General features: G+C 61.2%; 11 protein-coding genes. 4 read left to right on the top strand and 7 right to left on the bottom strand.

Going from position 1 to position 13,366, the window contains the following annotated elements:
• Nucleotides 1-101 precede the first annotated feature (101 nt).
• The 3 genes from ACFOTD_RS07335 to ACFOTD_RS07325 all read right to left on the bottom strand — a co-directional run bounded on the left by ACFOTD_RS07335 (nucleotide 102) and on the right by ACFOTD_RS07325 (nucleotide 3,559).
• Complete coding sequence (locus ACFOTD_RS07335) at nucleotides 102-1,646, bottom strand: ABC transporter substrate-binding protein (protein ID WP_378117231.1); 1,545 nt, start codon at nucleotides 1,644-1,646, stop codon at nucleotides 102-104.
• Nucleotides 1,647-1,720: 74 nt separating this feature from the next.
• Nucleotides 1,721-2,611: a carbohydrate ABC transporter permease gene (locus ACFOTD_RS07330; RefSeq protein WP_378117230.1), complete on the bottom strand. Its 891-nt coding sequence runs from the start codon at nucleotides 2,609-2,611 to the stop codon at nucleotides 1,721-1,723.
• A 21-nt stretch (nucleotides 2,612-2,632) separates the two neighbouring features.
• The gene (locus ACFOTD_RS07325) at nucleotides 2,633-3,559 is read right to left on the bottom strand and encodes an ABC transporter permease (RefSeq protein ID WP_378117228.1); all 927 of its coding nucleotides are present in this window, start codon (nucleotides 3,557-3,559) and stop codon (nucleotides 2,633-2,635) included.
• 302 nt (nucleotides 3,560-3,861) lie between these two features.
• Between ACFOTD_RS07325 and ACFOTD_RS07320 the strand changes: the two genes are divergently transcribed.
• From ACFOTD_RS07320 to ACFOTD_RS07305, 4 genes are all read left to right on the top strand, one after another.
• Complete coding sequence (locus ACFOTD_RS07320; protein WP_378117226.1) at nucleotides 3,862-4,860, top strand: metallophosphoesterase family protein; 999 nt, start codon at nucleotides 3,862-3,864, stop codon at nucleotides 4,858-4,860.
• Nucleotides 4,857-6,125: a Gfo/Idh/MocA family protein gene (locus ACFOTD_RS07315; RefSeq protein WP_378117224.1), complete on the top strand. Its 1,269-nt coding sequence runs from the start codon at nucleotides 4,857-4,859 to the stop codon at nucleotides 6,123-6,125. Before ACFOTD_RS07320 ends, ACFOTD_RS07315 begins: the two co-directional genes overlap by 4 nt.
• A 13-nt stretch (nucleotides 6,126-6,138) precedes the next feature.
• Nucleotides 6,139-7,404 carry an alpha-L-fucosidase gene (locus tag ACFOTD_RS07310; protein WP_378117222.1) on the top strand — a complete coding sequence of 422 codons (1,266 nt, stop codon included), beginning with the start codon at nucleotides 6,139-6,141 and terminating at the stop codon, nucleotides 7,402-7,404.
• Between the two features lie 124 nt (nucleotides 7,405-7,528).
• Complete coding sequence (locus tag ACFOTD_RS07305; protein ID WP_378117568.1) at nucleotides 7,529-9,304, top strand: glycoside hydrolase family 35 protein; 1,776 nt, start codon at nucleotides 7,529-7,531, stop codon at nucleotides 9,302-9,304.
• A 187-nt stretch (nucleotides 9,305-9,491) separates the two neighbouring features.
• Here the strand turns inward: ACFOTD_RS07305 and ACFOTD_RS07300 are convergent, their stop codons facing one another.
• The 4 genes from ACFOTD_RS07300 to ACFOTD_RS07285 form a co-directional block, all read right to left on the bottom strand.
• Nucleotides 9,492-10,430, bottom strand: coding sequence for an ABC transporter substrate-binding protein (locus ACFOTD_RS07300; protein WP_378117220.1), 939 nt, complete (start codon nucleotides 10,428-10,430; stop codon nucleotides 9,492-9,494).
• A gap of 107 nt (nucleotides 10,431-10,537) precedes the next feature.
• On the bottom strand, nucleotides 10,538-11,365 hold the full coding sequence (locus tag ACFOTD_RS07295; protein ID WP_378117218.1) for an AraC family transcriptional regulator: 828 nt from the start codon (nucleotides 11,363-11,365) through the stop codon (nucleotides 10,538-10,540).
• Nucleotides 11,366-11,423: 58 nt separating this feature from the next.
• Nucleotides 11,424-12,335, bottom strand: coding sequence for a sigma-70 family RNA polymerase sigma factor (locus tag ACFOTD_RS07290; RefSeq protein WP_378117216.1), 912 nt, complete (start codon nucleotides 12,333-12,335; stop codon nucleotides 11,424-11,426).
• 505 nt (nucleotides 12,336-12,840) lie between these two features.
• Nucleotides 12,841-13,305, bottom strand: a complete 465-nt coding sequence (locus ACFOTD_RS07285) for a carboxymuconolactone decarboxylase family protein (RefSeq protein WP_378117214.1) — start codon at nucleotides 13,303-13,305, stop codon at nucleotides 12,841-12,843.
• Nucleotides 13,306-13,366: the final 61 nt, after the last annotated feature.

The following is a 13,366-nucleotide window of genomic DNA, read 5'->3' as shown; positions in this document are numbered from 1 at the left end:
CAACCCCCGGGCGTTTTCTAGTCATTATGGCACAACTCCCCGCGGGGGGACAGGAAAGAGAAAGGGAAATGGAGCTGGGGCGCGCCCCAGCTCCTGCCATCTTATTTGCCTTGCGACTTCGCCCACTCGTCCATCTGGCGCTGCTCTTCGGCGAGCACCTTCTGGAACCCTGCCGCATCCCGCTTCGCCTTGTACTTGGCGACCGTGGCGTCGACATCGACCGCGCCCGAGTTCAGCACGTTGATGAATTCTTTGTCGACGTTCTCAAGCGCCGCCTTCTCCGACTTGACCGGCGTCGGATCGAAGGTGAAGCCGAGGGCGAGCGATTTTTCGGAGCTTCCGTTGAACTTTTCGAATTGCGCCCACTTGTCCGGATCCTCGTTGGCCCACAGGTACGAGTTGAACTGATTGCCGAACATCCAGCCGCCCGGCGTCGGGTAACCCGAGTTCTGTCCGTCCACGCCTTCCGGATAATCGATGACGTTATCCGATTTTTTGACGTAGTGCTTGCCTTCGATGCCCCAATCCAGCATATTGAGCAGCTTCGAATCGGTATACAGCAGGTTCAGGAACATCATCGCCCGGTCCGCATCGCCGGAGGTGCGGGAGATGGCGAGCATGGCGCCTTGCGCTTCCCCGGTCGTCGTATACGGCACGGCCGTCTCGACTTGAACGAGCGGGATGCCGAGCTGAACGGACATCTCTTTGTCCTTGCCCGGCTTAAGCGACTGGCCGATAGCGAATGCCTTGCCGGCCTTGATCAGGTTCTGGGCCTGGTCGCTGTCGTTCGAGGTGACGACGTCCTTGTCGAACCACCCGTTTTGGTTCCACTGCCGCATCCGTTTGAAGAAGTCGATGTACTTAGAATCGGTGAGCCTGTCGATGACCTTCAGTTCCTTGCTGTCGCGAGGCAGATCGCCGTCGTAGTTGGCGGCTCCCCAGGTCTGCGAGAATTTGTTGCCGGCGATCGGGATGATGCCCGGCTCCTTCTCCTTGATTGTCTTGAACATCGCTTCCATGTCTTCGAGCGTCTTGACGCCTTCGATATTGAACTGATACTTGTCGACGAGCGACTTGTTCAGCAGGAAGCCGAAGCCTTGGGCGAATTCCTTTTTGGTCGGGAGCGCGAACAGCTTGCCGTTGATCTTGGCGCCCTTCAGGAAGTCGTCGCCGAGCACGCCGGGGATGTCCTTGCCGTTCTTCTCCATCAGATCGGACAGCTCGAGGAATTGACCCTTCGATACGTCGATGGCGTAGTTGTACCAGTTCGCCGTGAAGATCAGGTCGAACTGCTCGCCGGAGATTTTCATCAGATTCGTCTTGTCGAGCCAGGAACCCCAGTCGATCGGCTTCAGTTCGATCGTGGCGTTGATCTTCTCCGTCAAGTACTTGCTCATCTCGTCTTGAACGAGCTGCAGGTCGGCAGGGGCCGAACCGGGATAGACAAGCGTCAGCTTGTACGGTTTCAGATTCGCCGCCGTATCGTTTCCGCTAGCGGAAGCGGATGCGGTGGAACCCGCGCTGGAGCCGGCCGAAGCCGACGGCGAATTCGCCGCGGCGTTGCCGTTGCCGGAATTGTTGCCGCACGCGGACAGGAGCAGCGCTCCTCCCGCAAGGAGGGTGATGACTGCTTGCGATTTTTTCATCTGTGTCCCATTCCCTTCTCTACCTTCTAGTATTAAGCATCTATAAATCTTTGACAACGGCAGGTCGCTGGGAATTACCCTTTGACCGCGCCGCTGGTAATGCCGCTGATGTAGTACCGCTGGAAGAACGGATACGCGACCAAGAGAGGCGCGATGCCGATCATGGCGAGTGCCATGCGAATGGTCTCGGTCGGCATCTTGGACAGCAGTTCTCCCGCATTGCTCGAGGAGCTCGATTTTTCGATCAGAAACTGGACGTTCAGCAGCATCTTGGTCATCAGATACTGGATGTTCATGAGTCCGGCCTTGTCGATGAACAGCATGCAGTTGTACCAATCGTTCCAGTAGGACAGCAGATTGAAGAGGGCGATCGTCGCGACGATCGGCGCCGACAGCGGCACGATCAGCTTCAGGAAGATCTTCCATTCGCTCGCCCCGTCGATGGTGCCCGATTCGACGATCGATTCCGGTATCGTGTTGGCGAAAAAGCTGCGCATCAGCAGGACGTTGAACGCGCTCAGCAGCAGGTTCGGGACGATCATGGACATCAGCGTGTTTTTCATGCCGAACATCGTGACGTAGGTGATATACCAAGGCGCCATGCCGCCGCTGAACAGCATCGTGAAGAACAGGAAGAAGCTCAGCGTCCGCTTCAGCGGCAGCCCCGGGCGCGACAGCGGGTAGGCGAACAGGGCCGTGATCAGCACGCTCAGAATCGTGCCGATAAACGTACAGACAATGGTGACGCCGTAGGACCGGGCAATTTGCGAGAAGTCGTTGAACAGGAAGTTATAGGCGGCAAAGTTGATCTTGCTCGGGAACAAGGAGTAGCCGTGCTTGGCGATCGACTGCTCGTCGGTGATCGATACGAGGAAGACGAGTACGAACGGCAAGAGCGACGCGACGGCGAATAATACGAAGAACAAGTGTATGAATGGATTGCGCAAGCGGCTGGCAATCGGCATGCGGCATCGTGCCTCCTCTCGTTAGAATAGGGCGTCTTGCTTGCTGACTCGGCGGACGAGCAGGTTGGCGCCGAGGATCAGGAAGAAGCAGACGACGGACTGGTACAAGCCGGCCGCGGCGGACATTCCGATATCTCCGAACCCGACCATCGCCCGGTAGACGAAGGTGTCGATCGTGTTGGTCGTCGGCAGCAGCGGTCCCGAGTTCATCGGCACCTGGTAGAACAGGCCGAAGTCCGAGCGCATGATGGAGCTGATGGCGAGCAGCGTCATGACGACGATGACCGGCGAGATGAGCGGCAGCGTGATCCGGGTCATCTGCCTCCACTTGCTGGCTCCGTCGATCGTCGCCGCTTCGTAATACTCCTTGTCGATGCCGATGATGGCGGCAAAGTAGATGATGGACAAGTAACCTACGTTTTTCCAGGCGTTGACGATTACGAGAACGTAAGGCCAGTAGCGGGACTCGGTATACCAGGAGATCGCGTCCGTGCCGAACCACTTGACGATCTGCCGGTTCACGAGGCCGCTGTCCGTGTTGAGGAAGCTGTATACCAGGTACGCGACCACGACCATCGAGATGATGTGGGGGAGCAGGAAGGTGCTCTGGTAGAAACGGGCGACGAACTTGTCCTTGATCTCGTTGATGAGCAGCGCGGTCAGCAGCGCCAGGATCAGATTGAAGACGATGAACGCGACGTTGTAAGCGATCGTATTGCGCGTGATCAGGAAAGCGTCCGGGGAATTGAACAGAAACTTGAAGTTGTCGAAGCCGACGAAGGGGCTGCCCCAGATGCCCTGTACGTAGTTCAAGTTTTTGAAGGCAAGAATTACGCCGTACATCGGAATATAGTTGTTGACGATCAAGTAGACGACGCCGGGCAGCGTCATGAGCAGCAGAGCTTTGTACTTCTTGATCTGCCTCCATAGCGTTCGTGCCCGGGACACGGGCACGGCTCGGCGGAGATCCGCTTGGGTCGGGGCCGAATCTATCGTTGGTAGCGCTGCCAAATGGCTCATCCTTTCTGTGCTTCCGTTGCGGTGACTCGATTATAGCAAGGGGCCGATCGGCGTCACTACTAGGATGGTGACTTGATCTTGGCACGCTCGTGACTTGTTGCGCGATCGGCGGAACCGCGTATTGACGCGGCGGAAAGGGGCTCATATGCTAATGGCGTAACCAAGGCCGGCGGACCGGGAACGGCCGTCGGAAGCGCGGTTAAGCGATTGCGGAGGTGGCTTTTACACATATGAAATCGATGCGGTTCAAAGCGGACGGGACGTTCCGGATCGTGCAATTCACCGATCCCGAGTTCGCACATCTGGACGAGGAAGAAGCGCGGATGACCGGGATGATGCTTGAGATCATCGAAGCGGAGAAGCCGGATCTGGTCGTCTATACGGGCGACGTGATCGCTTCGGCCGGCCATGCCGATCCGGCGTCCGCGTTCCGTCGCGCCTGCGAGGTGCCGGAACGGACGAAGACAGCCTGGGCGGCGGTCTTCGGGAACCACGACTCGGAGGGGGCGGTCACGCGGGAACAGCTGCATGCCATCCAGCTGACGTATCCGCGCAATGCGGCCAAGCCGGACGCGCCTGGCGTGCATGGGGCCGGCAACTACGTCCTGACGATAGAGGGGAGGGCGCAAAGAGCCGCGGCGGCCTTGTACTTCCTCGATTCCGGCAGCTATTCGCCGCTCGAATACAGCCGGATGGGCTTCTACGACTGGATTCGCCGCGACCAGATCGATTGGTACGCGAGAGCGTCCCATCGGCTCGCCTGCGACAACGGCGGCGTTCCGCTGCCCGCGCTCGCGTTCTTCCATGTCCCGCTGCCCGAATACAACGACGTATGGGACTTCGGCGTCTGCTACGGGGAGCGCAATGCCGACTTCTGCTGCGCGCCGTGGATCAACTCGGGCATGTTCGCGGCGATGATCGAGCAGGGCGACGTCATGGGAACGTTCGTCGGGCACGACCATGGTCACGATTATTGGGGCGAGTGGCACGGCATCCGGCTCTGCTACGGACGAACGACCCGCAACGCCTATCTCGGTAAGCCCTTCCTCCCGGGCGCGCGGGTCATCGAGCTCCGCGAGGGCGAGCGGAGCTTCGACACATGGATTCGGCTCGCCGACGGCTCGGTGTTGAAGGCGCAGCCGAGACACGAACCGACGGGCCGGACGCCGCAGATCGGCGCGATGGGGACGGACAAGTATAAAAGAGCAGGGAGTGAGCCCGCAGGATGAACGGCAAGGTAACGGTCGCCCTGATCGGAGCGGGGCTGCGAGGGATTTATTATGCGTCGTACGCGATCGATCATCCGGCGGAGATGCAAGTCGTCGCGGTCGCGGAGCCGAACGCCGCGCGGAAGCATCAGATCGCGCAGGCGCACGGCATCGCGCCGGAGCTGTGCTTCGACAGCGCGGACGAGCTGCTGGCAGGTCCGAAGCTGGCGGACGCCGTGCTGATCTGCACGCAGGACAAGCAGCATTACGAGCAGGCGATGAAGGCGCTGGCTGCGGGATATCATGTCCTGCTGGAGAAGCCGATGTCGCCCGATGCGGGGGAGTGCCTGAGGCTCGGAGAGGTTGCAGCGAGCGCCGGACGGATCTTCTCGATCTGCCACGTGCTGCGGTATACCGACTTTTTCTCCACGATCAAAGCATTGCTGGACGAGGGACGGATCGGCACGCTGACGAACATCGTGCACAACGAGAATGTAGGCTACTGGCACCAGGCGCACAGCTTCGTGCGTGGCAACTGGAGCCGGACGGCGGACGCCAGTCCGATGATTCTGGCGAAGGCCTGTCACGATCTCGACATCCTGCTCTGGCTGGCCGGGACGGACTGCGTGCGCGTCTCTTCCTTCGGCTCGCTCGGCCACTTCCGACCCGAGCATGCGCCGGCCGGCGCGCCGCAGCGCTGCCTGGACGGCTGTCCGGCCGCGGACGAATGTCTCTACTACGCGCCCAAGCTGTATCTGACGGACAACACGGATTGGCCGACCTCCGCCGTCAGCGATGATCCGGGCTACGATGCACGGCATCGCGCGCTGCTCGAAGGCCCTTACGGGCGCTGCGTTTATCGCTGCGACAACGACGTCGTCGACCGTCAGGTCGTTAACCTGGAATTCGCAGGCGGCGCGACTGCCGCCTTCACGATGAGCGCCTTCACGCGGGACATCGGGCGCAGCATCAAGCTGATGGGGACGAAGGGCGAGATCCGGGGCACGATGGAGGAGGACGCGATCGAAGTGCTGCACTTCGGCACGGGGAAAACGGAGCGAATCGCCTGGGGCGGCTCCGGCGGTCACGTCGGCCACGGCGGCGGGGACGAGCGATTGATGCAGGACTTCGTCAGGCTGGTCGGCGAAGGCGGAGGATCGCGCGGCGGCCGCACCTCGGCGGAGCAGTCGGTTCAGAGCCACCTGATGGCCTTCGCGGCGGAGAAGTCGCGAACGGAAGGAAGCGTGGTCGAGCTGGCCGCGTTCGTTAAAGGATTGCAGGGATGAGGGGGATGATCGGATGAACGCAATAGAGCCGCACGCGGCCGGAAAATACGAAGGCCCGCTGCCAAGCGAAGCGCAGCTGGCCTGGCAGGACATGGAGATGGGCATGTTCTGCCACTTCGGCATGAACACGTTCTGCGATCAAGAGTGGGGAGAGGGCGCCGACCCGGCGGAAAAGTTCCTGCCGACGGCGCTCGACGCGCGTCAATGGGTGCGAACGGCGAAGCAGGCCGGCATGAAGTACTTCGTCCTGACGGCCAAGCATCACGACGGCTTCTGCCTGTGGCCGACGGCGACGACGGACTACTCCGTCGCTTCGAGCCCGTGGCGGGACGGCCGGGGCGACGTCGTGCGGGAATGCGCGGAGGCATGCCGGGAGGAAGGCGTCGGCTTCGGCCTGTATCTGTCCCCGTGGGACCGGCACGAGCCGTGCTACGCGGACCCGGCGGCCTACGACGATTTTTATGCCGCTCAGTTGACTGAGCTGCTGACCGGGTACGGCCCATTGGTCGAAGTATGGTTCGACGGCGCCGGCTCCGAGGGACGCGCGTACGATTGGGCGCGCATTATGAAGCTGGTCCGCGAATATCAGCCGGAAGCGATGGTGTTCAATATGGGCGCCCCGACGATCCGCTGGGTGGGCAACGAAGACGGCGTCGCGCCGTACCCTTGCTGGAATACGGCCGAGGCGGCGCGGCTGAGCATGTTCACGGACGCCGGGGCCGATTGGCTGGAGGATACGCCGCGGTGGATTCCGGCCGAATGCGACGTGCCGATCCGCAGGAGACAGTGGTTCTGGCATCCGGATGCCGAAGACAAGCTGCTCGCGCTCGACGAGCTGATGGACATCTACTATCGTTCGGTCGGGCGCGGATGCAACCTGCTGCTCAACATATCGCCCGACGATCGGGGGCTTCTGCCGGAGGCGGACGTTCGCCGCGTGCTCGAGCTCGCCGACGAAGTGCGGCGGCGGTTCGCGCATCCGGCAGGGCAGACGGAGGGCGAGGGGGACGAGCTGACCGTATGGCTGGACCGGGAGACGGCGCTCTCGCATCTCGTGCTGATGGAGGACATCCGGCACGGGGAGCGCATCCGCGCGTATGCGGCCGAGGCGCTGGCGGACGGGCGATGGACGGAGATCGCCCGCGGCACCGCGGTCGGTCACAAGAAGATTGACCGGCTGCCGCAGGTGAAGGCGGAGGCCGTCCGCCTGCATGTGCTTGCGAGCGAAGGCACGCCGATTGTACGGGCGATGCGCGTATATGCCGAGGGGAGGGAGTAGGCCGATGAAAGCTTCAAACGAGGCAGCATTTGTTAACGCTGCGGTATCCGCGCGAACTTCAGCGTCTACGCAGGCCGAGCCTGCTGCGAAGTCGCGCGCGTTCGAGGTGCAAGGCGATCAGTTCATGCTGGACGGCGAGCCGATTCGGATTCTGTCGGGCGCGATTCATTACTTCCGCACCGTGCCGGAATATTGGGAGGACCGGCTGCTGAAGCTGAAGGCGCTCGGCCTCAACACGGTGGAGACGTACGTGCCCTGGAACCTGCACGAGCCGCGCCCCGGCGAGTTCGAATTCGCCGGCATCGCCGACGTCTCCGCCTTCGTCCGCCTGGCCGGAAGCTTGGGACTGCACGTCATCGTCCGGCCGAGCCCTTACATCTGCGCAGAGTGGGAGTTCGGCGGACTGCCGGCATGGCTGCTGGCGGAGCCGGGCATGCGGCTGCGCTGCTACAACGAGCCATACTTGCGGCGCGTTGACGCCTATTACGATCGGCTGCTGCCAATGCTGCGCCCGCTGCTGTGCACGAACGGCGGGCCGATCGTCGCGCTGCAGATCGAGAACGAATACGGAAGCTACGGCAACGACACCGCATACCTCGCCTACTTGCGGGATGCGATGCGCGCCAGAGGTATGGACGTGCTGCTGTTCACGTCCGACGGCGAAGCCGACTTCATGCTGCAAGGCGGCATGGTGCCGGAAGCGCTGGCGACGGTCAACTTCGGCTCCCGGTCGGAGGAGGCCTTCAAGCAGCTGCGGCGCTATCAGCCCGCCGGCCCGCTCATGGTGATGGAATTCTGGAACGGCTGGTTCGATCACTGGGGAGAAGCGCATCATGTCCGGGATGCGGACAATCTGGCGCAGGAGCTGGACGCGATCCTGCGGCAAGGGGCCTCCTTGAACTTTTACATGTTTCACGGCGGCACGAACTTCGGCTTCTGGAGCGGGGCGAACCATGGCGACGCTTATGCGCCGACCGTCACGAGCTACGATTACGACGCGCTGCTGTCCGAATCCGGCCGTCCCACCGTCAAGTACGAGGCGGTCCGGCGCGTGCTGGCCAAGCATATGAAGCTGCCGGACGAGCCCCTGCCTGCCCCGATCCCCAGCCGGGATTACGGCGAGCTCGTCTTGGCCGAGCAGGCCTCGCTGTCCGGGTCGCTGGATGCGCTGTCCGCGCCGGTTAAGCGGACGACGCCCGAGCCGATGGAGAACGTCGGGCAGTCGAACGGCTTCATCCTGTACTCGACGCGGGTATCGGGCCCGCGCCCGGACAACGAGCTCGTCATTCAAGAGGTGCGCGACCGGGCGCTGGTATTCGTGGACGGGCGCTGCCTGGGCGTCGTCGAACGGGCGGACAGCGGCAGGTCGCATCCGCCGATCCGCTTCGACATTCCGCCTGAAGGCGTCCGGCTCGACATTTTGGTGGAGAACATGGGGCGCATCAATTACGGGCCGCTGATGCGCGATCCGAAGGGCGTCACCGAGGGCATCCGGCTGGGCAACCAGTTTTTGTACCACTGGGAGCTGCGCGCCTTGCCGCTGGACGATCTGTCGGGACTGGACTTCGCGCCATGGACGCAAGCGGCGCCGGAGGCCGGCGGACAGGCCGATTCGGCGGTTAAGCTCACGGAAGGCGATCCCGTCTTCTACCGCGGCACGCTGAAGGTCGCGGAACCGGCCGATACGTTCTTGGCGCTGGACGGATGGACGAAGGGCGTCGTATTCGTGAACGGCTTCAATCTCGGGAGATATTGGAGCCTTGGGCCGCAGCGCCGGTTGTATATCCCCGGACCTTTGCTCCGTAAAGGAGACAATGAGATCGTCGTATTCGAGCTGCACGGGGTGAACCGTCCTGTCGTCCGGTTCATGGACGAGCCGGACGTCGGAGACAGAGGCTGACCCGTCGAAACGCGAGAGTGATCATACTATTGGGAGCCGCGCAAGTGGAAGCTGATCCGCGGTAACCTGGGCTTCGCCTCGTGCCCCGACCGATGTATCTGCTGCTGGTTGTTGCCGTCATCGTAAAAGCGCGTATCGTTTTCCGCTGAAGGAAAACGATACGCGCTTTATTCGCGTTTTCGCCCGGCTATTCGGCTTTCGTATCCTGGAACAGCTGTTCCATGTACGCGAGGCCTTTGAACTGTCCCATCGCGAGCGGTCCCAGAATCTCCGTGTCGACAACGAACATTTTTTTGTTTTTGACGGCGGACAGCGAATTCCACACGGGATCCTTCTCCAACTGCTCGAGCGTGATCTCGCTGGTATTCGTATAGTCTTTGCCGATGAACAGGTATTCCGGATCGAGCTCGCTGATGCCCTCGAGCGTGATGTCCCCTACGTTGGACAGGCCGTCGAACGGCTTGAAGCCGAGCTTTTCGTAATACAGCGCCAGCCGCGAGCCGCTCCAGTAGGTGAACGATTTTTGCCAGGGCATGACGAACAAGGCGGTTTTCCCCTTGGCCCCCGCTTGCTCGACGACGGCGGCGGCTTCCGTTTGTTTGGCGGTAAACTTTTCGATATACGCCTCGGCTTCTGTCTTCTCTCCAATCGCATCTGCGACGCCCCGGATCGTCTCTTGCCAGTTCAACGTGGCGTTGACGGTGACCGTCTTGGCGATTTTGGACAGCTGCTCGATTTGGTCAGCTTCCGCGCTGGAGGCGATGATGAGATCGGGGTTCAAGGCGGCGATTTTCTCCAGGTCGAGCTCATCGCCCAGATCGGCGACATGTCCGTCTGCGAGAAAGGGTTCATAAACCGTGAAGTCCTTCAGCGATTTTAAGTTAACGACGCCGATCAAGTCTTCGCCCTTGCCTAAAGCAAACAGATGATCCGCGTAGGGGAAATAGGTGACGACAATTTTAGCCGGGCTCGTTTGCGATGCCGTCGGGTCGGGCGACGCAGACTCAGTCGCGCTTCCGTTGTTCGTTTGATTGAGGTTGTTCCCGTTGCCGCATCCGGCCAGCAAGACCGCGCACAAGAGTGCCAGGCCGAGCAGGACGGGCCAACGTTTTCTGATCGTATGCATTTGCTCTTCTCTTCTCCCCTGAGAATGATTTTCATTACCAAGAGAATATAGCAGAGAAGAAGCGGACATGGGAATAGAGGATTCTCAAAAAGGATATGGATTATTGCCTAAATTCGCCGGGCTTGACTCGGGGCTCTGCCGAAGTGTTTTTTGTACAGCCGGCTGAAATAAAGGGCGTCTTCGTAGCCCACGCTGGCGGCGATCTGCTTGATGCCCGCATCGCTCATCGTCAGCAGCTCCTGCGCGCGCTTCATCCGGTGCTGGATCAAATAATCGATCGGGAACACGCCGGTATGCTTATGAAATAGATAGGAAAACGACTTGGCGGACAAACCGTGCCGCTCGGCCAGCGCTGCTACGCTCAGCGATTGCATATAGTGCGAGTGGATGTAATTCCGGGCTTGTTCGATGATCTCGCGGTTGTCGTCGTTGTGCCGGTTGAGGCTCGAGGATAGCGTTTCGTGCAGGAGCATCTGGAACAAGTAACCGGTTCTGATGGCCGCGAGACTCCCCGATGCGTAAAACGACTCGCGAAGCTGGTTCAGCAGCTCGGCCATGGCAGGCGTAATGCCCGGATCCAGCTCGAAGGGCTTGTGAACCGCTGCAGAAGAGGGGTCTGGCTGCCCGGCCTCGTGCAGCGTATAGCGAACGAGAAAATATTCGAGCTCCGACGCCTCCGTCCGCATGGTCAGCGACATGCCTTCGCCTCCGTGAAGCACTTTCCCGGTTTGCAGTTCGTAGGAGGTGCCGTCAAAAATAAAGATCCCGCTTCCTCGGATGCCGAAAACGAAGCCGGGGCTTGGCGTGGGAAACGCTTGGGTATGGGACCGGAAGGTCGTATTCGGCGGAATCGCTGCGCGGAACACGCCGACGACCTTGATTAAGCTTCCGGCATATCGCTCGGCAATGGCGTTGATATCTAACAGACGGATCACCCGATTCTTCGACTGAGTTCTTGGACTAAGTGTCTACAGGCAGGTGATGGGCATCGCGTCAGCGCGAGATGCGCGTCAGCTTCTCGGGATTCGACACCATATAGATGGCGCGAATCCCGCCGAGGCCGTCGGGCTCGATCGCGAAGGCGACCGGCGTCAGGCGATCCCGCTCCAGCAGGAGCCCCGGCTGGCCGCTGATCCGCACGTGCCGCCAGCGGCCGTCGAGGGAGCCCTTCCCGGCGATGCCGGCGAAGAAGGCAGCGATGCGAGCGGAGCCCTCGATCGGGTTGATCGCCGCGCGCACGATGCCGCCGCCGTCGCTCAGCAGCACGGCATCCTCCGCGAGCAGGTGGATGAATGCGTCAGGACGTCCGGAGGCGAGCGCCTCCTCGAAGGAGCGGACGAAGCGGTCCATCGCGGGATCCGCCGATTCCTCTTGCTCCGCAGCCGGGAGATGACCGATCTTGGCGGCGGCCCGGCTGAAGATTTTGCGGCAAGCAGCCTCGGTTTTGTCCAGCAATGCGGCGATCTCGGCGTATTCGTAGCCGAACGACTCGCGCAGCACGAATACGGCCCGTTCGGGCGGCGAGCACGTCTGCAGCAGCACGAGCAAGGCATAGCCGAGCCGTTCCTGCCGGAGCATGTGCGCGAGCGGCTGGTCGGCGTCGTCCATTTCGATAACGGGCTCGGGCAGCCAAGGGCCCGGGTAGCTCTCCCGGCGGCGCGGAGCGGCCTTCATCATGTTGAGCGCGCGGTTGGTCGTCATTTTGACGAGATACGCCTTCGGGTGTTCGATCTCGCCGCCGCCGTTCAGCCGGCTGACGGCGACGAACACGTCCTGCACCGCATCCTCCGCCTCGCTCATCGAGCCGAGCATCCGGTAGGCGATCGAAGTCAGCAGCGGCTTATAATCGCGGTAGAGCCGTTCGACATCTTGGATCGCATCGCTGGTGTTCAAGCTGGTATTCAAGGGTGCCGCCTCCGTTTCTTGTTGCCTTCCCTTATCCTTATATGTTGCCTTCATTTTATCCAACTTCATCCTGCGACGCCAACAAGCCACCCGACCGGGTGGCTTAGTCTGAATGAGGCGGCTATGGGAGCCTAGGACGAGCGTGTTGTCACAAATGGCGCGTGCGGTTGGCGATAGCCGTCGTGGGCCGTCGATCTTGCGGCGAGAGGGGCGATAGGGACCGTGGATCCGCTATTTACGCCAAAATGGGCTACAGCGGCTCGATTCGGACTAAGGATTCGCTATTTCACGCAAAGTACAGTATTATGGCCCGTCAAAGCGAAGATAACGGAACAACGGTCCGACAGATACGCAAATCCGCGTTGAGGTCCGAGATAACGGAACCAGGGTCCGCTCGCCCAGCGCGAAGCGCCTGAGCGAGCGCGCTCTGTCCCCACGTCCCCCACGTCCCCCGCCGTCGCTCTGCATGACTCGCCTTTATGCTCCGCTACCCGTGCACAGCTCCTTAGGCCTGCGTCGTCTGCTTGTCGAAGCAGCCCGGGAACATGCCTGTCGCGATCGCGATGCGGTTCCAGCTGCTGATCGCGTTGACCGCCATGACGATGGCGATGTACTCGCTCTCGCTGAAGTGCCGGCGCGCTTCGTCGTAGATATCCTGCGGCACGCCGGCGTCGGCGATGCGCACGACCGCTTCCGTCAGCGCAAGCGCGGCGCGCTCCTTCTCGGTGAACTGCGGCGCCTCGTGCCATACGGCGACCAGGTTGATGCGGCGTTCGGATTCGCCCATCTTACGAAGGTCGGTCGTATGCATGTCGAGGCAGAAAGCGCAGCCGTTGATCTGCGAGGCCCGAATCTTGATCAGCTCGTAGAGCACCGGATCGAGTCCCATCTTCTTGACCGATTCCTCCAGCTTCAGCAGCGCCTGAAATGCAGCGGGATTAACCGCCTGATGGTTCATTCGCAATTGCATGTCGATTCCTCCGTTTGGCTCGTATTTGTCGTTCCTGCTATCTAAGACAACGGAGCGGCCG

This window comes from Cohnella sp. GCM10012308 (assembly GCF_042649185.1).
GTDB lineage: Bacteria > Bacillota > Bacilli > Paenibacillales > Paenibacillaceae > Cohnella.
The sequence above is the reverse complement of the archived record's forward strand: the minus strand, read 5'-3'. Positions and strand labels throughout refer to the sequence as shown.